Source organism: Campylobacter hominis ATCC BAA-381 (assembly GCF_000017585.1).
Classification (GTDB): Bacteria; Campylobacterota; Campylobacteria; order Campylobacterales; family Campylobacteraceae; genus Campylobacter_B; species Campylobacter_B hominis.
Genome location: NC_009714.1, coordinates 550,310 through 572,522, shown reverse-complemented (window position 1 = coordinate 572,522; position 22,213 = coordinate 550,310). Strand labels below are relative to the sequence as shown.

Here is a 22,213-nt window from a genome sequence, read left to right as displayed (position 1 = left end):
TTTTGACAATAGTTATCGTTGATTTTTTATTATACATCGATTATAATACAAATACAATAGTTTTTAATTAATAAGGCTAATTGGAATATTGTCTAAAAGGGATAGAGTTATTATGGCTTATTATAATTTTGTAAAAGAATATATGAACGTAGATGAGTGTAAAAACAATAAGAAATATTCAAGTGCAGGGCATACATTTTGTTGGAGTAAAGAGGATTCAACCTATGCGGAAGGCCTGTATTGGTTTTATGAAGGAGATGGATTTATTATTGATATACATGATTTTTATATCAGAGAAGAGGTAGTTCAAAATAGCACTTATAGTATGGCAGACTATGTTTCGATATACTCTAGCTACATTATAAGTGCAAACGGCGAGAAATTTAATCCTTATCAAACTTTGACAGCCAACTCATTATGCACTTTTGATTTTGACAATATAAAAGATGACTTTCGATTTTTATTGCACGAGAACTGCTATTATCTTGCTGTTTCTATAGGCTTTAAAAAAGAACTTCTAGAAAAACACCTATCATCCATTAACATTGACCTAGAATCATTTTATAGGGCTTTACTTCAATCAAATCAAATAATACTTACAAAGTCATTAGAAAAAGTGGCAATGGAAATATTAAATTGTAAGATGGACACTCCTGCTGCTGATTTTTTCTTTAAAGCCAAAGCAAATGAGTGGATAAGTATAGTAATAGATACCTACTTAAATAGAAAAAATTATAAAATTGAGTCTGATGATGATAAAGCACTTGAAGATGTAGCCAGATTTTTAGATGATCATTTCTCAATGAATATAAACCAAAGAACACTTGAAAAAATATCTAAAATGAGTGGAACAAAATTAAAAAATTTGTTTAAAGAAAAATATGGTCAAAGCATTACAGAATACACCCAAAGGAAAAGAATGAATGTAGCTGAAACTCTTCTTTTAAATACTGAGCTTCCTATAAAGGAGATAGCTGAGTCTGTTGGATACACATCTCATAGTAAATTTTCCATTTATTACAAAAGATACAAGGGAAAACTTCCTAATGAAGTTCGTAATTTAGCTTTCAAGCATCACAATTTAAATTGCGATTACTGTGATTAAGCTAAATTTTCTTTTATTCTTTCTTCTTTCATCTCTTTAATAGTTGTTCTATTTTCGATACCAATTAAGAGTGATATAAAAATCCTCTTTATTGCAAAATTATTTTGTATTTTGATTTGATAAATTTATGAGTACAACCAATAAATTTAGTGAAATTTAGTATGAAATTTGAACTAATTGAGCCTTTAAGGGAAATTTTTAAAGATGAAGTTAGAGCCTTGGGACTTGAGCTTGGGCTTAGTCGTGATTTAGTTTTTAGACATCCATTCCCTGGACCTGGACTTGCAATACGCATAATGGGAGAGGTTACAAACGAAAGACTTGAGCTTTTGAGAAAAGCAGATGTTGTGTTAAGACAAGAGCTTAAATCAAGTGGTTGGTATGAAAAAACTTGGCAAGCATTTTGTGTGCTTTTAAATGTAAACTCAGTTGGAGTTATGGGCGATAATAGAACTTATGAAAATGCGGTTTGTATTCGCGTAGTCGATGCAAGCGATGGAATGACAGCAAGTTTTTCAAGACTGCCATATGATCTGCTTGAAAATATAAGCCGTCGCATCATAAATGAAGTCGATGGAATCAACCGCGTAGTTTATGATATCTCAAGCAAGCCGCCTGCAACGATTAAATGGGAATAATCGAAAATTTTTAAATTAGGCAATAAATTTTTGCCTAATTTAAACTTTCGATTACCGAAATTTTATAAAACCATATTAATATAAATTTTTAACACAAAATCGCTTAACTAAAATGATGAAAATAAAATTAAAATTTAGAAAAAGAATTAAATTTTCACTCGGATTTACAATTAATTTCAGCAAATCATGTATGAGCACCGCAATTGGAATTAAAGTTACTTCGATAAATACAGGCAAAAACCGTTCTTTTTAAATACCGTAATTCCTAACTATATTTATGATTGTAAAAAGTTAGGCGGTTTTTCAATAAAAACAGCGAAAAAGATTAAATGATAAAAATAATCGAACAATAAACGAATCTATTAAAATTAAAAAATATTGATGCGGATTAATGCAAAAATTTATTTGACCTTAAAGCAGCCATTATTGAATCAAAAACTATTTTAAAATCAACTTATAAAAAACAGAGAACCGATTTTTTATATCAAAAATTCTATCAATTTTTATATCCGTTAATATTCAGTTTGCTTTATAAAAAGCCGTATCAAGTCACTACAAATAGAAAAACGATATAATTACGGCTAAGTCATGCAGTCCGTAAATAAGATATAAATATTGGTGATGAAATAAAGAAAACTTATAGCAAAATAAGAGATTTTTATAAACTTATAATGATTGATGATATATTAAATATCACATCACCTCGGTTGATTGATAAAATAAAATAACGCAGCACCACATTTTCCGCTATTTAAAAGATAAAAAAGTTTTGAAAAAACGTTGAAATTTATGACGATTTTTGATACTGCTATTGTCTTTCACAATAAAAACGGTTCCGATTACTATCTTTTCCTGACTTAATCGTTGCATATAAAAATATCGTTAAATCATTGGAATAATTGATTATATGAATTTACGTATAAAATCGTATAATCAATTATTTATGAAACGGAAAAAATTCCTAATAATATGAAAATAATTTGATTATACTTGGAAATATATAAATAAAAAATAGCTCGCGATAAAAGTTCTAAGGATAATTATAAAATTCCGGTTATTTTACATTATGAATTGGGTATAGCAAGCAAGATAATTAATGATTCGTTTTAATTCGGCAATGCAAAAATCGCGAAAAATTTCTGTTTGACTTTTGAAATTATATTTCCATATTAAAAATTTCAAATTGGAATAAAAGCAAAAATTTTTTACACGCAAAGCGAATTTTCAATCAAAATCTATTTTTGCCAAAATTTAAAATTTACATAAAATTTTGTATAATTAAGTTTCTATTTTAAGGATTATTTTTGAAAAAAATTTTACTGGTTTTTCTTTTTTCAGGACTTTTTGCGGCTGACTTAAAAATCATCGCTGTCGGCGACATAATGTTTCATTCGCCTCAAATTTCAAGTGCAAAAAATGGCAAAGATTATGATTTTGCACCGCAATTTGAGCAAATAAAGCCATTTTTGCAAAGCGGAGATGTAAGCATAGGAAATTTCGAAACTACAGTAAATGAAAAACGCTCATTTAGCGGTTATCCGCTTTTCAATACGCCGAAACAGGCGCTAAAAGCCCTTAAAGACGCAGGCATTGACGCGCTTGCCACCGCAAATAATCACGCTCTTGATACAAAAATAAGCGGTGTCCTTGAAACCGTAAAGTCTATAAAAGAAGCTAGAATTGTGCCTTTTGGAACCGGCGAAGGAGAAAAATTCGCTTTTATAGACAAAAATGGCATAAACTTGGCGCTTTTAGCTTATTCTTACGGCTATAACGGACTTGAAAATTCACTGAATAAAAAAGAAAAATCGCTTTTAAATTTCTTGGATGAGACGCAGATAAAAGATGATTTGCAAAAGGTGAAATCTCTTGGCGCCGATTTTATCATCATTTACGCGCATTGGGGAAATGAATATCAAAATAAAGCTAACGATTTTCAAAAAAAATTGGCAAAAAAGATGGTAGATTGGGGTGCAAATGTAGTAATAGGCAATCATCCGCACGTAGTTCAAGAAACTATGTTATATCAAAAAAATGAAAATAACGATGAAAATTCTACACAAAATTTGCAAAATAACTTTATAAAAACGGATGAGAATTTTACAAAATCAAGCGGCTTCATCGCTTTTTCGTGTGGAAATTTTATCTCAAATCAGCGCCTTGAAACACTGAAAAACATTCGCACCGAACAAGGTGTTGCGTTTGAAATTTTAATCTCAAAAGATGAAAATACCACAAAAATAACCGACATAAAATTTCATCCGCTTTGGGTGAATCCTGTTTTTCAAAACAACAAAAAGGTAATAAAAACATATCTTGCGAATGATTTTAACGCAAGCGCATTTGATAAAAATATAAAATTTATTGCCAAAAATCCAAATCTTAGAGCCAAAAAGGCTTACGAAACGGTAAAAAACAACCTGGAATTTAAAAATTTAAATTAAGCAAGCGAGCAAAATTATAAGCAAAATTTTCAGTCGAAATATCCTATAAAATTACTTTAGAAATTTTAATAAAATTCATTATTCACCGCAAAATTCCAACTAAAAATTTCAAAAAAAAGGTGCTATTTTGAAATTTTATATTTAAACCGACAAAATTTTACTCATAACTTTATATTTAAATGCAAACGTTATTATTTCATTATGTCTTTTAAACAAATTTTAAAATTTTATATCGGCGGTTTTAGAAATATGAAACTTGGTAAAACGCTATGGCTTATCGTTTTAATCAAAATTGCGGTAATTATTCTTATATTTAAAATGCTTTTCTTTAACGAAACGATAAATACAAAATTCGACTCTAAAAATGAAAAAATAAATTTTGTTTACGAAAATCTTATAAAGGATGTTAAATGACAGAACTTGCGTCGGTTGATTGGTCAAGGGCTCAGTTTGCACTTACCGCTTTATACCACTTTTTGTTTGTGCCTTTGACTTTAGGGCTTTCATTTATAATAGCATTTATGGAAACGATTTACGTAAAAAGTAAAAACGAAGAGTGGAAAAAAATAACTAAATTTTGGCTCAAACTTTTTGCTGTAAATTTCGCTATCGGCGTTGCTACAGGCCTTATAATGGAATTTGAGTTTGGAACTAATTGGGCAAATTACAGTTGGTTTGTAGGAGATATTTTCGGCGCGCCACTTGCGATAGAAGGACTTTTCGCATTTTTCCTGGAAGCTACATTTTTTGCCGTAATGTTTTTCGGATGGGATAAAGTAAGTAAAAAATTTCATCTATTTTCTACATGGTGCGTTGCTATCGGATCAAATTTAAGTGCGTTTTGGATACTTGTGGCAAACGGCTGGATGCAAAATCCGGTAGGAACGGCGTTTAATCCGGATACTGCAAGAAATGAAATGGTGGATTTTACCCAAATAGCTCTTTCTCCGACAGCAATCAGCAAATTTTTACACACGGTTGGCGGTGGATACATTACCTCAGCACTTTTTGTTCTTGGAATAAGTGCTTATTTTATACTTAAAAACAAAAATTTCCAAATGGCTAAAAAAAGTTTTATAGTTGCTGCGAGCTTTGGGCTTTTAAGCTCTTTATTCGTTTTATTCAGCGGAGACGAAAGCGCATATCAAGTAGCCCAAAAGCAACCTATGAAACTGGCTACCATGGAAGGACTTTATAATGGAGAAGTAAATAGCGCGATTGTAACCGTAGGAATTTTAAATCCTAAAAAAGAAATAGACAATAATGAAGATCCGTTTTTATTTCAAATAGAAGCACCGTATCTTTTGGGACTTATGGCAACAAGAGGAATAAATAATTTTACTCCTGGAATCAACGATTTGATAAACGGAAATGAAACTCATAAAATTCCATCTATGCAAAGCAGAATCGATAGCGGAAAAAAAGCTATAAAAGCTCTTGATGAGTATAAAATTGCAAAAGAAAACGGTGATACGAATTCGGCTAAAAAATATAGAGAAATTTTGCAAAGTAATATGCAAAATTTCGGCTACGGTTATTTAAATAATCCAAAAGATGCCATAGCTCCTGTCGGGCTTACATTTTACAGTTTTAGAGTTATGGCGGCTCTTGGAATATATTTTATAGGACTTTTTTTTGTGGTAATGTTTTTGAGTATGGCAAACAAAATCGAGAATTTCAGGAAAATTCTTTGGTGTTGCGTATTTAGTATTCCGCTTGGATGGATTGCTTGCGAGCTTGGATGGATTGTGGCCGAAGTCGGACGCCAGCCATGGGCTATACAAGATATTATGCCGGTTGGCGTAGCAGCTACGAATTTATCTTCCGCAAATATCAAAATTTCATTTTTCCTTTTTGCAGTGCTGTTTACGACTCTATTTATAGCCGAAATCAAAATAATGTTAAAGCAAATTAAGTTAGGATTTTAAAATGTATGAAAATTTACAAATTTATTGGTGGTTTATAATAAGCTTGCTTGCAGGAATTTTTGTCTTTATGAGTTTTGTTCAAGGCGGACAAATGCTGCTTTTTTCATTCAAAGACGAGAAAAATAAAGATATGATAGTAAATTCAATCGGTAAAAAATGGGAATTAACTTTTACTACATTAGTAATGTTTGGCGGAGCGTGTTTTGCAGCATTTCCGTTATTTTATTCTACAAGTTTCGGGGGCGCGTATTGGGTTTGGATGGCGATACTTTTTTGTTTTATTATTCAAGCCGTTTCTTACGAATACAGAAAAAAAGAAAATAATTTTTTAGGGCAAAAATGTTATGAAATTTTTATGCTGATAAATGGCTTTTTAGGAATATTTTTAATCGGTGTTGCGCTAAGCACATTTTTTAGCGGAAGCGAATTTAGCCTTGATACAAGAAATTTTGTAGCGTGGAAAAATCCGCTTAGAGGGCTTGAAGCGCTTTTTAATCCTTTTAATTTTTTGCTTGGTTTTACATTAGTTTTTGCAGCCAGAGTCGGCGGCTCGATGTATCTTATAAACCACATAAACGAAGATTATATGAGAAAAAAAATCAGAAATTTTCTTAAAAAAGATGCCGCTGTTTTTGTAATTTTCTTCATCGCTTTTTTAGTTTGGATAAGCTTAAAAGACGGATTTTGCGTAGAAAACGGCGTTGTAGTTACGAAAAAATTTCACTATATTTTAAATTTTTTTAATCATTATTTTATATTTTTCGGGCTGATAATTTCCGTTTTAACGGCTCTTTTTGGAATTTATAAAGGAGCTTTTACAAAAAGTATTCAAGGCATTTGGTTTTGGGGCATCGGCGTCATTTTCGCAGTTACGTTTTTATTTTTTAGCCTTGGAATGAGCGGAAATGTATTTTACCCGTCAAGCGCCGATTTAAACAGTTCTTTAAGTATTTATAATGCAAGTTCCAGCTTTTATACACTTAAAACAATGGCTTATATTTCGGTTTTTATTCCGTTCGTCCTTGCTTATATAGCTTATGTTTGGAAAAATATGGATAAAACTAAAATGAGTAAAAAAGAACTTGAAAAAAGTAATGTCGCTTATTAGGAGATAAAGATGATAAAATCTATAATTATGCTTGTGATTTGGTTTGTTTTAATCGTTGCTAGTTATAAATTTATAAAACTTAATATTACAGAAATTGAAAGCAGGGAAAAGTAGTTTTTTAAAACATGGCGCAAAAGCGGCTAACCTAAAACGCAAATTTTAAAATATAAATAAATTTACACGTTTTTGAAATTTGTCATTTAAAATACTTGTCGCAGTAAAATGATAAAAATACGGCTAAATTTTAAACTGAGCTTTTATTTTATGTTTTAAAATTTATGCCGATGCTTATTTGCCGATAAATAAAAAATGTACTTAAATATCTTTAATAATTAATTAAAAATATTGAACTATTTATCAAAAATTCATTAAATTTTTAATAAATTTTGTGTAAAATAATAAAATTTTTCGTTTAAAAGGTAATTCTTTGGCTCTTGTTGATTTTATTGATGTTTCAAAAAAATTCGGCGCAAATGTCATACTTGATACCGTAAATTTCAGTGTAAATGATAAAGAAAGAATAGCTATAATCGGCAAAAATGGTAGCGGCAAATCCACATTAATGAAAATTTTATGCGGCGAAATGCAAGCCGATAGCGGTCGAGTAATCGTGCAAAACGGCATAAATATCCAAATGCTGGCGCAAAATCCGAAATTTGATGAAAATTTATCCGTGCGCGATGCACTAAAAAAAGAACTGCAAGAAATTTTTGACAAAATCAACGAATACACGGAAATTTTAAACGAACTCTCGCAAAATCCTGATAACAAAGAACTTATTCAAAAGCAAAACGATCTTATAAAATTTATAGACAGTAAAGATGGTTGGCAAATTGACGCAAAAATTGAGCGCGTTTTGGAAAATTTTAAATTAAAAGAGTATGAAAATCGCTCAGTTTGCACACTTTCAGGTGGAGAAATTCGCCGCGTTGCTCTTGGAGCACTCATTTTAAAAAAACCCGACGTGCTTTTGCTTGATGAGCCGACAAATCACCTTGATGTTTATATGGTTAAATTTTTGGAAGAAATGCTTTTAAATTCCAAACAAACTATTGTTTTTATAAGTCACGACAGATATTTTATACAAAGACTGGCTACACGAACTGTTGAGCTTGAAGATGGCGCTTTGCGCAGTTTTGAAGGCGGTTATGAAAATTACCTGCATAAAAAACAGGAAATTTTGGCAAGCCTTGAAAAATCACATGAAACTCTTATAAAACAGCTGAGATATGAAGAAGAATGGCTTCATAGAGGCGTAAAAGCTCGTCTTAAACGAAACGAGGGACGTAAAGAACGAATTTTTGCAATGCGGGAAGAAGCCAAAAAAAATCCCGGCACGATTCGCCGTGTAAAACTTGAACTTGAACGCGCAGTAAAAAGCTTTAATAAAGGCGGAACCGGCGGTGAAAACCGCAAAAAAATGCTTTTTGAATTAAAAAATATAACAAAAAGAATTTTTTCAAAGACTCTTATAGAAAATTTCAGCGCACGAGTTTTACAAGGAGAACGGATAGGCATTGTAGGCGCAAATGGTCTTGGAAAAAGCACGCTTTTAAAAATTCTTCTCGGCAGAAACAAAATCGATAGCGGCGAAATAAAAATAGGCGACTTAAAAATCGGATATTTCGATCAACAACGAACAAATATCAGCGATGATAAAAGTTTAATAGAAATTTTTTGCCCGAACGGCGGCGACCATATTATGGTTAGAGGACATTATATGCACGTTTACGGCTATCTTAAAAACTTCCTTTTTCCAAAAGAATTTTTGGATAAGCCGGTGGCTACTTTAAGCGGTGGAGAAAAAAATCGTCTGGCGCTTGCAAAACTTTTTACAGAAGAACACGACTGCTTAATTCTGGACGAACCGACAAACGATTTGGATATCGCTACAATCAATATTCTGGAAGATTATCTGCTATCTTTCAGCGGCGCGGTACTTATCGTCAGCCACGATAGATATTTTGTAGATAAAATCACAAACAAACTTTGGATATTTACAGGAAACGGTAAAATCGAACAATCACATCTTGAATACAGCGAATATCTTGAAATAGAAGATGAAATGAAAGAGATTGACGATTTCGAAAAAAACGTTCAAGACACTGAAAAACAAGTTAAACAAAAAAGTTCAGATTTTAAACTCAGCTACAAACAAAATAAAATTTTAAACGAATATCCGGATAAAATAGAAAAACTCGAAACGCGCATAAAAGAGCTGAATCACGCGCTTTCTACACCTGAAATCTATCAAAAATTAGGTCTTCAACCGCTATTTGAAGAACTTGAAGAGAAAAAAGGAACACTAAATCAAATGGAAAACGAATATTTTGAAATTTTGTCGCTTGTAGAAGCTAACAAAGGCTAAAAATGTTGTATTTACTGATTTTTTTATATGCTATTTATTCACTTTATCGCCTTATTTTAGCTATTTTGCAACTAAACTTTGTAAAAGCGAAAATTAACGAACCGGCTGTAGTTTTAAATGAAACGGATTATAAAAAAGCTGCAAATGTGGCGATAATAAATCAGAAATTTCAAATTTTCTCGTATTTTTATGAATTTTTTATAGCACTTTTTTGGCTTTTGACAGGTCTTAAAATTTTACAAAATTTCATTTTTAACCTCGGAATTTTTAAAAATGAATTGTTAAACGAAACACTTTTGGTTTTAGCGTTTTTGATATGCGGCGCGATTTTATCACTTCCTTTAAACATTTATGAGAAATTTTATAAAGACAAAAAACTCGGCTTTTCAAATATCACACCAAAAATTTTTATACAAGACAGCATCAAATCATTTGTTTTAACCCTGATTTTTGGCGGAATCGTAATTTTTGCACTTTTATTTTGTATCCAAAATTTGGGAAAATTTTGGTGGATTTATGGATTTATGTTAAGTTTTATCTTAGTTTTAATCGTAAGTTTGATTTATCCAACTTTAATAGCACCGATTTTCAACAAAATGTCGCCTTTACAAAACGGCGAATTAAAAACGTCAATTGAAGGACTTTTGCAAAAATGCGGTTTTAAAAGCAGTGGTGTTTTTGTAATTGACGCAAGCAAAAGAGATAAAAGATTAAACGCTTATTTTGGCGGATTTGGAACGACTAAAAGAGTTGTGCTTTTCGATACATTGATTCAAAAACTCACACAAAATGAAATTTTAGCTGTACTTGGACACGAACTTGGACATTTCAAACACGGCGATATTTTAAAAAACATTGTGCTTCAATTTTTTGTTTTTGCCATAATTTTTGGTGTTTTTGGAAATTTAAATTTTGATATTTTAAACAGTATCGGTTTGTTTTCAAACGGCGCAAGCTTGCTGATTTTTATGATTTTATTTTTGCCGATTTTACAAACATTTTTAGAGCCGATAATTGCTAAAATAAGCCGCTCGCACGAATTCGGCGCGGATAATTTCGGCGCTAATTCACAAAGTGCCGATGATATGATTTCCGCTCTTAAAAAACTTGGCAGCGAAAATAAATCTTTTCCGCTTGCTCATCCTTTATACTCAGCCGTTTATAATTCACATCCGAGCCTTTTTGAGCGGATACAAGAGCTAAATGAGAATCGCTGACGCTTTAAAAATCGCAAGCGCTCGTATAAACTCAAAAGTTACAGCACGCGAAATTTTAAAATTTGACAGGAAATTTAGCGATACGGATCTGATTTTAAATCTTGATAAAGAGCTTGATGAAAACTCAAAATTCTGGGAGTTTATAGAAAAATTTCAAAACGGTAAACCGCTTGCTTACATCACAAATGAAGTTGAGTTTTTTGGAGAAATTTTTTTTGTGGATGAAAGCGTTCTTATTCCAAGATTTGAAACGGAAATTCTAGTAAATAAATCACTTGAAATTTTAAAAAATTTTAAAGCGCCTAAAATTTTAGAAATCGGCACAGGAAGCGGAATTATAAGCATTATGCTTAAAAAAAATATAAAAGATGCTGAAATTTTGGCCGTAGATATAAGCAAAAAAGCTTTAAAAACGGCAATTAAAAATGCCAAATTTCATGGTGTTGAAATTGATTTTAAAATTTCCGATTTATTTGAAAATGTTGAAGGAAATTTCGATCTTGTCGTTTCGAATCCTCCTTATATCGCGCAAGATTATCCGCTTGACGATTATGTTTTAAAAGAACCGGAAACTGCACTGATAGGCGGAAAAAACGGAAGTGAAATTTTAATAAATTTAATAAATCAAAGTGCAAATCGCACTAAATTTTTAGCTTGCGAAATAGGATACGATCAAAAAGAAATTTTAAAAAAAGAGCTCGTAAAAAACGGCTTTAAAGCACAATTTTACAAAGATTTGGCAGGCTTTGACAGAGGTTTTACAGCAAAAAAATGAATAACAATTCACTTATTTACAGACTTTATTATTACAAACTTTTTGGCTACGATTACATAGATGAGTGTTTTTTGCTAAACCGACCAGAGTTCAGTTTCGATAATTTGGATGAAATGATGAAAGAAATAAAAGTCTGTAATCTTTGCGAACTATGCAAATCAAAAAGTGCCGATATTTTGCCACAAGGAAGCGAAAGCAGTGAAATAATGGCTATTTTTTTAAGTCCAAGCGAAGCCGATGAAAAAAACGGAAAAATTTACAGCGGAAATTTCGGAAAAAAAATTCTTGAGCTGTTTGACGAATGTAAATTGAGTTCTCATAAAATTTACACGACTTTTTTGATAAAATGCCCTGCTCCAAATGATATAAGTATGCGAACTATTGTAAATTGCAGTCCGTATATTTTTGATGAAATTAAACTGGTAAAACCGAAAATCGTTTTGCTTTTTGGAGCAATAGTTTCAAAAATCGTGTTAAGAAATGAACAAATGCCAGATATTTCACTAATTCACGGCTCTATGTTTATGGATGGAGATGTAAAGTTTATGCCGACTTTCGATATGCATTTTATCGCGTTAAATCCAAGCAAAATAGAACTTTTTAAAGCAGATCTTAAAAAAGCGGGAAAAAGTTTATGAGATTTTTTGTTTTTTTATTTTTGGCTTTTGCGTTTATAAAAGCTGAAGATTTTAATGAAGAAAATTTAACTGAAATTTCACAAAAATCGTGGATTATAGATGACAGCTTGAAATTTCAAACAAATAACAAAATAGCGATTTTGATACCTGAAATAGCGGTCGGATCTTACGGTGAGAGTGTAAAAAACGGAATTTTTGCCTACATTTTAAGTAATAATTTGGAAATGGATGCAAAAGTTTATTATTGCGGCGACGAAAATGAAAGCTCTTTACAAAAAGCGTTGGACGAAATAAACGAAGATGGAGCTTCTATAATAATAGCGGCAGTAAGCTCAAAAGGAGCAAAATTTATAGATGAAAATGCCGTTTTTGGAAAATTTTATTATATTCCTACTTTGCCTAAAAGTTTTGGAAGTTTCGGAAACATTATATACGGCGGAATCGATTACCGCTCTCAAACGAAAACGCTTTCAAAAATCGCAAAAAAGCCTATATATTTTATAAGCGACACAAATTATATAAGTGAAATTTTAAATGAATATTTTGACGATGAGATTAAACCTGTCAAAATTTTACGCAGCTCAAATTTTGATTTCACGTTTTTAAAAGAACTTGATAAAGTACCGCAAAATTCCGGCGTTGTGCTAAATTTAGCACCGTATAATGCCAAAATCATACTTGACAATTTACAAAATCAAAAACTTATCCTTTCTACACAGATAAACTTTACGCCTGAAATTTTAAATTATGGCGAAATAACTAAAAATTTAATTATTGCAAACTCGATTGATGATGAAATTCCGCCAACAATAGAAAATTTTGCAAATGTATTCAATATCAATCTAAAATATGACTGGATTGCCTATTCATCGATGATTGGACTTGATTATTTTTATAACGGTTTTATAAATTTAAAACACAAAAGCGTTTTTAAAAATAAAATTAAAGATCATGCGTTAAATTGGCCCCCTGCTCTTTTTAAAATAGAAAATGGCGAATTTGTAAAATTTTAGTTATATATTTTTGAAATTATGAATTTTACAGCTTTTCCTTAAAATTTTTTTGATATTATTAACGAAAAGGAAAAATTTTGAAACCTGAATATAATTTTTTTAAAAATACAAAATATGCCTTGGATGGTCTTGCGTGGATGATAAAAAATGAAGTAAGTTTTAAGATTGAAGTTGTTTTGGGAACGATTTTTATTTTTATTTCATTTTTTTTGGATATCAGTTTGAGCAAGCATTTGTTTTTAATTTTTGTTATTGTTTTAATTTTTATTTTAGAATGTATCAATTCGGCTATAGAAAGTATTGTAAATATGGTAATGCCGGATTTTAATCCTCTTGCAAAGATTGCAAAAGATACGGCTTCATCGGCTGTGTGTTTGAGTATAATTTTGGCAGTTATAAGTTGGGGTTTAGTGATTTCTGAAGTTATAATTTAAATAAATTTCACTGAATTTTAATATAAGTTAAAATTTCAAAAGTTTCAGTAGACGAATAGGTTTACCTGCAATTATAATATGCTTGGTAGTTTTTACTGCTACCGATTTAATGATATTTTGTAAATATGACATCAGTTAAATTTTAACTATTTTTTTAGTTTTTTAATGCTTCTATTTCATAATTTATTACAGTTATTGCGAAAAAAGCCAAGCTTTTTTAAATAACATTTTAACTATATTTTAAGTTGTATGTTGTCACAAGTTTTTACATAAATTTATTTTGTTAAAATTGTGCCGAAAGATAAAAAATATCCATCTAGAAATACTCTAATTTTTAATTTTTTATAATAAAGTTAATAAATATTTAGTGATTTTGTTATATAAACAAAATTTATGTCTGTTTTTATATAAAAAAATAAGTAAAATTTTTAAATCATTTATTGTTTGATAAAATAAACTTAAAAAACGCAATATGTTTAAGAAATTTACATAAATTTTACGCGAATTTTGTTGTAAAATCAATAATCTAAACATTTAAATAAAAATACTTTAGTCTCAAGCTAGCAGAATTGAAGATTAAAATGAATTTAAATTTTTACGAATAAACTGACATTTTATTATTATAAATTATGCTATTTTTTAAATTTTATAATTTATAATAATTTTTTTAATTACTATGGGCGTGAGAAAAACGATTTAAAAATCATTTTTCTCAAAATTTGATAATTAAAAATATAGCGGCCTACACTTTTTTTGGAGTCACAAGCATGCTTACATATCTGCCTTCTATAATCGGTTCTTTTTCTTTGGTTGCATTTCCTTCAAAATACTCATCCCAAATTTTATTTAAAAGATTTACGCCGATTTCAGGCGTCGCAATTTCACGTCCTTTTAGAAAAACGCGGAGTTTGACATGTTTGTCATCATCTAAAAATTCTTTTGCATGTTTGATTTTATAATTTACATCATTTTGTGCGATTTTAGCGGAAAATTTAATCTCTTTTATTTCAATGACTTTTTGCTTTTTTTTAGCCTCTTTCAGCTTTTTTTCTTGTTGGTAGCAAAATTTTTTATAATCCATAATTTTTGCTACCGGCGGTTTTGCATCTGGAGCTATCAAAACCAAATCAAGTCCCGATTGATACGCTACTTCAAGCGCTTTTTCTCTTGGTAAAATACCGTATGCTTTGCCGTCATCACCTATACAACGAAGCTCTGCGGCTCTAATGTCTTCGTTTAAAAAAACCTCTTTTCCTTTACTCAAAAATTCACCTCATTTAGTTTATTTTTTACAAATTCCAAAAACTCATCAAGCGATAAGTTCGACTGAGCGCGTGCTCTGCGATCTCTTAGAGCCACGCTTCTATTTTTTACCTCATTATCTCCCAAAACTAAAATCATTGGCACCCGTCCTTTTTCGGCTGTACGAATACGTTTATTTAGAGTTTCGTTTTTACTTAAAATTTCACTATCAACTTCCAAATTTGCCAAAGCTTTTTGAACTTCTTTTGCATAGTTAAGATGTGCGTCATTTATAGGAATTATACTAACTCCTGTTGGCGCGATGAAAAATGGAAGTTCTCCAGCAGTATGCTCTATCAAAATACCTATAAATCTTTCAAAACTTCCCAATATTGCTCTGTGAAGCATAACCGGTTGTTTTCGTTCATTGTTTTCATCGATATATCCCAAATCAAAACGGCTCGGTAAATTAAAATCAACTTGAATTGTGCCGCATTGCCATTTTCGTTTTAAAGCATCGGTTATTTTAATATCGATTTTAGGTCCGTAAAATGCACCACCACCTTCATCGATTCCGTATTTAAAGCCGTTTTCATCAAGTGCTTCTTTAAGTGCATTTGTAGCTATTTCCCATACTTTATCATCGCCTATTGCTTTTTCAGGTTTTGTTGAAATTTCCATTTCATAACTAAAACCGAAATTTTTCATTATTTTATCTACAAAATCCAAAATTTCAAGCACGTTTTCTTTAATTTGGCTTGGCATACAAAAAATATGCGCGTCATCTTGTGTAAATTCGCGCACTCTAAAAAGTCCGTGCATTACACCGCTTTTTTCATGTCTATGAACAACACCGTATTCGAAAAATTTAAGAGGCAAGTCGCGATAAGAACGAATTTCACTTTGATAAACTTTTATATGTCCGACACAATTCATCGGCTTTATGCCATATTCTTGCTCATCAATTTTTGTAAAGTACATATTTTCTTTATAATTTGTATAGTGTCCTGAAATTTTCCAAGCATCTGCTTTTAAAATTTCAGGTCCGCGAACAGGCTCATATCCACGACGTCTATGAACGCCAAAAAGTATTTTTTCCAGTTTTGAGCGCATTCTTGCACCGTTTGGAAGCCAAACAGGAAGTCCTGCACCGATTTGATCATCGAATGTAAAAAGTTTCATTTCATTACCGATTATTCTATGATCTCTTTTCTTAGCCTCTTCCAAAATTCTTAAATATTCATTCAGATTTTCTTTATCGGCAAAAGCCGTACCGTAAATGCGAGTTAGCATTTCGCGTTTTTCATCTCCGCCAAGATAAGCGCCGGCTACGCGAGTCAGTTTAAAAAATCGCAAAAATTTTGTATTCGGTACGTGAGGACCGCGGCAAATATCTTTAAAATCACCTTGCTTATAAACACTTACTTCGCCATCAGGAATGCGTTTTAAAACTTCCTGTTTTAAATCATCATTTTTAAATTCATTTGCTATTTCGCTTTTTGTGCTGCAAATTTTAGCTATTTCCTCTTTGGCGTCAATAAATTCTTTCATTTTCTTTTCGATTGCCTGCAAATCTTCTTTTCCAAGCTTTTCGCCATTTTCTTTCGTCACTCTGAAATCATAATAAAATCCGTCTTCAATCGCAGGACCTACGAAAAATTTGGCATTCGGATAAAGTGCCAAAATAGCTTGCGCCATAAGATGCGCACACGAATGGCGAATAACTTTTAAAGCGTCTTCGCTATTATCAAAATAAATTTCTTCAGCATTTTTAACGTTTTTTAAAGATTTGAAACTTTGCGTATCGACAATCTCACCATCTACTTTATATGCGATAATATCGCTCATTTTTTATACCTCTTTTTTACCGGAATCGTCTTTTTTACAACAAAAGAACTAGACGTGATTTTATCTTATTATCATTTAAAGCCATCTTAAAGTTTTATGAAATTTAGGATTTTTTAAATCAAACATTTACTAAATTTTATAAACTTATTAGCACTATTATACATAAAGTGCTAATAAATACTTGATAAAATGATAAAAATTTAGTATAATACACTCAATTTTTTTAATAAAACTTATGAAAGGATTTGAGATGAAAATTTCAACTTACAGACCATTTTTTAACTTAAAGGCATTGAATGACGACTTCTTTAATTTTCCGTCATTTGAGAAAAACGGTGTTTTCGCTCCGCTTGTAAATACAAGAGAAGATGATAACGGATACTATATAGAGGTGGATTTACCTGGCGTTAGAAAAGAAGATGTCGATATAGAACTTGACAAAAATATGCTAACAATTTCAGGTGAGCGAAAGTTTAAAAATGAAAAAAAAGAAAACGGCTATCAAAGAACCGAAAGTTATTTCGGTAAATTCGAGCGAAGTTTTACGATAAATACCGATATTGACACCGATAAAATTACAGCCGAACAAAAAGACGGAATTTTAGAAATTTTTATTCCGAAAGTTGAAGCAAAAGAAAGCAAGAAAATAGCTATCAAATAGCAATGTTAAGGCGTGAATTTCACGCCTTAAGTGTTTGAAAAGCTATTATATAATTTATACGCGCCGTATTTTGTAAAAAATACAAAAACGAAATAAAACATTATCGAATAAATAAACTTAATTTCTTGCAACTTTTATTTTATTTCATATTTTTTAATAATTTTTGAAATATAATCATAAAAATTTTCACAGTTTCAATTATCTTAATAATAAATTTCACGTTAAATTTCGGCTAATTTTTTATCTTGACTTACCATAAATTCTGCAAGTTTTCATTTTTACACGTTATAAAATCAGCTGAAAAAATAAAGTTAAAGGATATTACTACTTTATCAAAAAATCGCAATTTAAAATAAAAAGAATGAAACCGAAAAAAACTATAATTATACAAACGGTAAAAATTTAGAATTCTTGAAAATCAGTATTATGTTCGTTTATTTTTTTTCTAATGAAGCATAGTAAAATTTATCAATGTAAATATTTTTTTATTTTTCAGCTTTATATTCAAGTTCTATTTCTCAGGCATAAAGTTTTGATTTATGAAATTTTAAAGCCTTAAATTACCATCAGATTAAGCTAAAACGTTTTTTATAGCATAATTTGATTGATTATATTTGCCTTATGATATTTTTTAATTGTTTTAAACTTTATATATTTGAAATCGGAATTTATAAAACTTATTTTGAAAAAACTTGTTAAAAACAGTGTTTAAAAAGTTCATAATATTTTTAAAATTTGCACCTTGAACTAAAGTGATTTTATAAAATTCACTTCCGCTAAAATCTACAAAACATTCTAAAAATGTAATCAATAAAAATGCGTATTATCTTTAAATTTTACATTTGAAGAAATTGCAGTTTTACTATAAATTTATTTTATTTTGAAAAATCAGCTTTAATTAAAAATCAGCTCTTTTTAAAAATACAGCCTTTAAAATTGGCATCGCTGTCAAACTGGCAATTATAAATTTCTACACTTTTTTGAAAACACAACTTCTAAATTTTATATTTTTAAAAAATCAAATGATATTTTTATCATAGATTAAAATTTCAAGCATACAGAATTCTACCGAGCCTTACCATATTTGAGCCGCATTTTATCGCGGTTTCAAAATCGGCGCTCATTCCCATTGAACAAATCGCAGCGCCGCTTTTTTGTAAATTTTCAAAAATTTTATAAGTTAGCTCAAAACTTTTTATTATCTCCTTTAAATCATCGCTATGAGCGCCTATGCTCATCACGCCTACTAAATTTAAATTTTTACATTCGGCTTTGATTTTTCTGTAAGTATCTATAGCCTCATCCGCTGAAATTCCGCTTTTCGAATCTTCATTTGCAACGTTTATTTCAAGCAAAGTATCAAGGCGATAATCAAGCCTTTTATCAACCGCGACTGCAAGTTCGAAACTATTGCAACTTTGCCATAAAACAGGCTTTAACGTAATCAATTGATTTATTTTATTTTTTTGTAATGTGCCGATAAAGTGCCATTTTAGCGGTAAATCTACCAAAATTTCGCATTTTCTTTTTAATTCCTGTACACGGTTTTCGCCAAAATCGATTTGACCTTGCGAAAAAAGATTTTCAACCGCATTTGTATCCACATTTTTACTAACCGCCAAAAGCTTAACATTTTCCCATATATTAGCGCCTGCTCGCGCTTTTTCAATTCTATCCGAAATTTCACTTAATTTCATTCATATACTCCAAAAATTCTAAAAAAATCATTTATAACAGTAAAAATCATTAACGCAAAAAGTAAAAATATACCGGCATATGTAGCACGTGTAAAAAATTTTTCACCGACAGGTTTCCTAAAAATCAGCTCATAAAGATTAAAAAATATATGCCCGCCATCAAGTGCAGGAATCGGAAATAAATTTAAAATTCCAAGATTCACTGAAATTAGAGCGATTAAAAGTAAAAGCGGCGAAATTCCAAAACTTACAGCTTTTGACGTAATATCCGTAATCGCGACAATTCCGCCCATTTCTTTTGGAGAAACTGCTCCGCTTACAAATTTTTCAAGTCCAATCACAATGAGTTTCGAAGCTTCAATCGTTTGTAAATAAGCAAACTTTAAAGAGCTGATTCCTGTGTGATAAATCGTTACAAACTCACCGTTTGGCGAAATTCCGATCAGTGGCGTTTGAATTTTTTCTCGCCAGATATTTAATTTTTCACCAATTTTTGGCGTTAAAACTACATTTATTATTTTTCCATCTCGTAAAATTTCCAAATTTAAAGGTTTTAATGCCACGTTTTTGGCGATATCATCCCATTCTTGCACTTTTTCACCGTTTATACTTAAAATTTCATCGTTTTTCTTTAATTCTACAGTGGATGCGGCTGAATTTTCTGCTATATGACCTATTTTAGGTGCAAGTTTTTCAACACCGATAAATCCAAGTGCAATGTAAATTAAAAATGCCAACAAAATATTAAAAAAAGGTCCTGCAAAAAGTATCAAAATACGCTCAAACGGACTTTTTGAATTGTAGCTGTCACTATCAAAATTTTTCAGTTCAGGTTTCAAATCTTCCTGTCCTTTTAAACTGACATATCCTCCAAGCGGAATCGCGCTTATCCGGTATTCCGTGCCGCGCCATGATTTCGCCCAAATTTTTTCGCCGAAACCGACACTGAAAACATTTACTTTTACACCAAGCCGTCTTGCAACGATAAAATGTCCGAATTCGTGAAAAAATATCAGAAAAGAGATAGATAAAACGGTCACCATAAAGTTGATACCGTAAAAATAAAAACCAACCCCAAGAAGCAGGATTGTAAAAATTATACTTTTCAAAATTATCCTTTTTTTGCTAATTTTTTGCCCGTAAGGTTAGCAAAATTTTCTAAATTTTGACTAAATTCGGTTTTGAAATCCGCCACAAAAAAGCCGCCAGAAAACGCATTTTTATATAATGCGATTTGTTTGCAAAAATTTGCCGCATATATTTTAATTAAAAAATTTTGAAAATTATATGATTTTTTGATCAAGCTCTTGCAAAAAGCGCGAATATACTTCTCTTTATTCACACCGAAACAATTTAAAAAGTTTGAGAAAATAGAATATATTTAAAGATAAAGTATAAATGATATAGACTTTGCAAAAAGCAAAAAATGATCTTTTATTAATCTATTATAAAACAAAGCTTAAACTATTACTTTTGAAGACGGTTTGATTACAATCACTTTTGATTATTATGATTTAAGACAAACGGATTATAATTTTAAAGTTTATTTTTGATAAAAGAGTAAAAAGCCAAAATTTCAAAGGCAATAAATGCAAGATGATGAAAAGTATAAAAAAATAAAAGAAGTATTAGATAGACTTCACAGGCAAAAAGAAAATTCCAAAGAGAATTTAAATTCTCAAACTTTAGACAATAATAAAACTGTAAATAATCAAAATACAAATTTAAAAGATAAAAATTTAAATTTTAATAAAAATAATAACTCATCAAATTCCATAAACCAAAATTTCTTTGACACAAATGCAAACACAAACAATCCTATCGAAAAGATTATATTTAAAGATAGTTCAGAGTGGAATTTAAATGAAATCCTAAAAAACGCTCCACTACTAGGCACAGACGAGAATGATACATTCTATCTAACTCCAAACGATGATGAATTTGACGCTTTAAGCGGAGATGACATTATTCACGCAGGAAATGGTAACGACACTATAAATGGCGGAAATGGTAATGATATTATATATGCAGGAAACGGCGATGATAATGTTGGTGGTGATGACGGAGATGATAACAAATTTACAAATTTAAATTTACTTGTTGCGTAAGTTTAAATTTGTAAATTTGAAAATGGACTTTGTATCGCGTATAAACGATACGACCTGAATTTGAATTTGCTAAAATTTGTCATTGCGAGAAGCGAAGCGACGAAGCAATCTAGTCAAACGGCAAAGCCGTTTATTAAAAGCAAATTTGCAAATAATAAACGCCTGACGGCGTTGCTGGATTACTTCGAGTTTTTCAAACTCTCGCAATGACAGGAAATTAAATATAAAGGATTAAATTTGGAAAATATAAATTTAAACAATAAGACAAATGTTAAAAAAGCGAATTTACGAAATTATGATGAAAATCCGATTGTTATTTGCGATAAGACCATTGATTGTATAAAATTTTCTATTATAATACAAATAGTAATTATTTTAATACCCTGCATTATTAAGTTTATAGTTACTGGTGAATTTGCTCGTAGCATATATATGACATTTTTTGTAATAGCTAGATTGCGTAGCGATATAAAACAAGATTATTTAAATGCAAAAATATATTTTTATAATGCTAAAATTTGCAAACAAGTTAATGGAGAAATATATTCTGAAATAGATACAAATAAAGTTTCAAAAATTTTAAAAACTATAAATTATTCAATACCACATAATTACACATTGGATATTTTGGGAACAAAATCGGCTATTGCTTTTTTATTGATTTTATTTGTTGGAATATTTGTTAAATTTGGTATTTTAACTTCTTTATTTTTCGTTGGGTTAATTTTATTTTTAATTTTGTTACCACAAATAATTTATCATTTAAATAAAAATATTGACCCATTATTTGATATGTTGTTTATAAAAGATAAAAACAATAATTGTTTGAATTTTATGATTAGCTATGAAAGCGAATATAAAGAATTAAAGCAATATTTTCAAATAAAAACTGGTAAAAATTTAGATAAAGTAGAAAAGAAAATAACAGCACTTTTTGAATTTAAAAAACAAGATTTTGAGTAACAAATTTTTTAATAAGGAGATGAACT

At 30.3% G+C, this 22,213-nt stretch carries 19 protein-coding genes and 1 pseudogene; 16 read left to right on the top strand and 4 right to left on the bottom strand.

What is annotated here, in order from left to right; genetic code table 11:
* Window positions 1–112 precede the first annotated feature (112 nt).
* The 13 genes and pseudogenes from CHAB381_RS02980 (at window position 113) to CHAB381_RS02925 (ending at window position 13,668) form a co-directional block, all read left to right on the top strand.
* Entirely contained in the window at window positions 113–1,105 is a 993-nt protein-coding gene (locus CHAB381_RS02980) for a helix-turn-helix domain-containing protein (protein ID WP_012108500.1), read from the top strand.
* A gap of 161 nt (window positions 1,106–1,266) precedes the next feature.
* Window positions 1,267–1,743 (top strand): annotated as a pseudogene (locus tag CHAB381_RS02975) (GMP synthase (glutamine-hydrolyzing)); the annotation flags it as partial.
* A gap of 112 nt (window positions 1,744–1,855) precedes the next feature.
* Window positions 1,856–1,996 carry a DUF4236 domain-containing protein gene (locus CHAB381_RS09200; RefSeq protein WP_083755243.1) on the top strand — a complete coding sequence of 47 codons (141 nt, stop codon included), beginning with the start codon at window positions 1,856–1,858 and terminating at the stop codon, window positions 1,994–1,996.
* Window positions 1,997–3,047: 1,051 nt separating this feature from the next.
* Window positions 3,048–4,187 carry a CapA family protein gene (locus CHAB381_RS02970; RefSeq protein ID WP_012108497.1) on the top strand — a complete coding sequence of 380 codons (1,140 nt, stop codon included), beginning with the start codon at window positions 3,048–3,050 and terminating at the stop codon, window positions 4,185–4,187.
* A 201-nt stretch (window positions 4,188–4,388) separates the two neighbouring features.
* The gene (locus CHAB381_RS02965) at window positions 4,389–4,601 is read left to right on the top strand and encodes a DUF4492 domain-containing protein (RefSeq protein WP_012108496.1); all 213 of its coding nucleotides are present in this window, start codon (window positions 4,389–4,391) and stop codon (window positions 4,599–4,601) included.
* Window positions 4,598–6,115: a cytochrome ubiquinol oxidase subunit I gene (locus CHAB381_RS02960; protein WP_012108495.1), complete on the top strand. Its 1,518-nt coding sequence runs from the start codon at window positions 4,598–4,600 to the stop codon at window positions 6,113–6,115. The genes CHAB381_RS02965 and CHAB381_RS02960 overlap by 4 nt, the downstream gene beginning before the upstream one ends.
* A 1-nt stretch (window position 6,116) precedes the next feature.
* Window positions 6,117–7,223, top strand: coding sequence for a cytochrome d ubiquinol oxidase subunit II (locus CHAB381_RS02955; protein WP_012108494.1), 1,107 nt, complete (start codon window positions 6,117–6,119; stop codon window positions 7,221–7,223).
* A 427-nt stretch (window positions 7,224–7,650) separates the two neighbouring features.
* A complete protein-coding gene (locus CHAB381_RS02950; RefSeq protein WP_012108493.1) occupies window positions 7,651–9,591 on the top strand; it encodes an ABC-F family ATP-binding cassette domain-containing protein in 1,941 nt (646 codons plus the stop codon).
* Between the two features lie 2 nt (window positions 9,592–9,593).
* A complete protein-coding gene (locus CHAB381_RS02945; protein WP_012108492.1) occupies window positions 9,594–10,808 on the top strand; it encodes a M48 family metallopeptidase in 1,215 nt (404 codons plus the stop codon).
* Entirely contained in the window at window positions 10,795–11,583 is a 789-nt protein-coding gene (gene prmC, locus CHAB381_RS02940; protein ID WP_012108491.1) for a peptide chain release factor N(5)-glutamine methyltransferase, read from the top strand. Before CHAB381_RS02945 ends, prmC begins: the two co-directional genes overlap by 14 nt.
* Window positions 11,580–12,221 (top strand): uracil-DNA glycosylase family protein, encoded by a 642-nt coding sequence (locus CHAB381_RS02935; protein ID WP_012108490.1) that lies wholly within the window; start codon window positions 11,580–11,582, stop codon window positions 12,219–12,221. The genes prmC and CHAB381_RS02935 overlap by 4 nt, the downstream gene beginning before the upstream one ends.
* Window positions 12,218–13,234 (top strand): hypothetical protein, encoded by a 1,017-nt coding sequence (locus CHAB381_RS02930; RefSeq protein WP_012108489.1) that lies wholly within the window; start codon window positions 12,218–12,220, stop codon window positions 13,232–13,234. Before CHAB381_RS02935 ends, CHAB381_RS02930 begins: the two co-directional genes overlap by 4 nt.
* Before the next feature lie 77 nt (window positions 13,235–13,311).
* A complete protein-coding gene (locus CHAB381_RS02925) occupies window positions 13,312–13,668 on the top strand; it encodes a diacylglycerol kinase (RefSeq protein ID WP_012108488.1) in 357 nt (118 codons plus the stop codon).
* Between the two features lie 742 nt (window positions 13,669–14,410).
* On the opposite strand, the gene infC is transcribed toward CHAB381_RS02925, so the two are convergent.
* The gene (gene infC / locus CHAB381_RS02920) at window positions 14,411–14,932 is read right to left on the bottom strand and encodes a translation initiation factor IF-3 (protein WP_012108486.1); all 522 of its coding nucleotides are present in this window, start codon (window positions 14,930–14,932) and stop codon (window positions 14,411–14,413) included.
* Window positions 14,929–16,758 (bottom strand): threonine--tRNA ligase, encoded by a 1,830-nt coding sequence (gene thrS / locus CHAB381_RS02915; protein WP_012108485.1) that lies wholly within the window; start codon window positions 16,756–16,758, stop codon window positions 14,929–14,931. Before thrS ends, infC begins: the two co-directional genes overlap by 4 nt.
* Window positions 16,759–17,008: 250 nt before the next feature.
* Here thrS and CHAB381_RS02910 point away from each other — a divergent pair, with 250 nt between their 5' ends.
* Window positions 17,009–17,419 carry an Hsp20/alpha crystallin family protein gene (locus CHAB381_RS02910; protein WP_012108484.1) on the top strand — a complete coding sequence of 137 codons (411 nt, stop codon included), beginning with the start codon at window positions 17,009–17,011 and terminating at the stop codon, window positions 17,417–17,419.
* A 1,049-nt stretch (window positions 17,420–18,468) separates the two neighbouring features.
* Here CHAB381_RS02910 and CHAB381_RS02905 read toward each other — a convergent pair.
* Window positions 18,469–19,116, bottom strand: a complete 648-nt coding sequence (locus CHAB381_RS02905) for a YggS family pyridoxal phosphate-dependent enzyme (protein ID WP_012108482.1) — start codon at window positions 19,114–19,116, stop codon at window positions 18,469–18,471.
* Complete coding sequence (gene rseP / locus CHAB381_RS02900; RefSeq protein ID WP_012108481.1) at window positions 19,113–20,225, bottom strand: RIP metalloprotease RseP; 1,113 nt, start codon at window positions 20,223–20,225, stop codon at window positions 19,113–19,115. The genes CHAB381_RS02905 and rseP overlap by 4 nt, the downstream gene beginning before the upstream one ends.
* Window positions 20,226–20,705: 480 nt before the next feature.
* Here rseP and CHAB381_RS02890 point away from each other — a divergent pair, with 480 nt between their 5' ends.
* Both CHAB381_RS02890 and CHAB381_RS02885 read left to right on the top strand, forming a co-directional pair.
* Window positions 20,706–21,224 carry a hypothetical protein gene (locus CHAB381_RS02890; RefSeq protein WP_012108479.1) on the top strand — a complete coding sequence of 173 codons (519 nt, stop codon included), beginning with the start codon at window positions 20,706–20,708 and terminating at the stop codon, window positions 21,222–21,224.
* A 237-nt stretch (window positions 21,225–21,461) separates the two neighbouring features.
* Window positions 21,462–22,187, top strand: coding sequence for a hypothetical protein (locus CHAB381_RS02885; protein WP_012108477.1), 726 nt, complete (start codon window positions 21,462–21,464; stop codon window positions 22,185–22,187).
* The last annotated feature ends 26 nt before the right edge of the window (window positions 22,188–22,213 follow it).

Coding starts and splice junctions, on each gene's coding strand:
- CHAB381_RS02960 (WP_012108495.1), top strand. CDS start 4,598: ATGACAGAACTTGCGTCGGTTGATTGGTCAAGGGCTCAGTTTGCACTT.
- CHAB381_RS02945 (WP_012108492.1), top strand. CDS start 9,594: ATGTTGTATTTACTGATTTTTTTATATGCTATTTATTCACTTTATCGC.
- CHAB381_RS02930 (WP_012108489.1), top strand. CDS start 12,218: ATGAGATTTTTTGTTTTTTTATTTTTGGCTTTTGCGTTTATAAAAGCT.
- CHAB381_RS02935 (WP_012108490.1), top strand. CDS start 11,580: ATGAATAACAATTCACTTATTTACAGACTTTATTATTACAAACTTTTT.
- CHAB381_RS02890 (WP_012108479.1), top strand. CDS start 20,706: ATGCAAGATGATGAAAAGTATAAAAAAATAAAAGAAGTATTAGATAGA.
- CHAB381_RS09200 (WP_083755243.1), top strand. CDS start 1,856: ATGATGAAAATAAAATTAAAATTTAGAAAAAGAATTAAATTTTCACTC.
- CHAB381_RS02905 (WP_012108482.1), bottom strand. CDS start 19,116: ATGAAATTAAGTGAAATTTCGGATAGAATTGAAAAAGCGCGAGCAGGC.
- CHAB381_RS02965 (WP_012108496.1), top strand. CDS start 4,389: ATGTCTTTTAAACAAATTTTAAAATTTTATATCGGCGGTTTTAGAAAT.
- thrS (WP_012108485.1), bottom strand. CDS start 16,758: ATGAGCGATATTATCGCATATAAAGTAGATGGTGAGATTGTCGATACG.
- prmC (WP_012108491.1), top strand. CDS start 10,795: ATGAGAATCGCTGACGCTTTAAAAATCGCAAGCGCTCGTATAAACTCA.
- CHAB381_RS02910 (WP_012108484.1), top strand. CDS start 17,009: ATGAAAATTTCAACTTACAGACCATTTTTTAACTTAAAGGCATTGAAT.
- CHAB381_RS02955 (WP_012108494.1), top strand. CDS start 6,117: ATGTATGAAAATTTACAAATTTATTGGTGGTTTATAATAAGCTTGCTT.
- CHAB381_RS02980 (WP_012108500.1), top strand. CDS start 113: ATGGCTTATTATAATTTTGTAAAAGAATATATGAACGTAGATGAGTGT.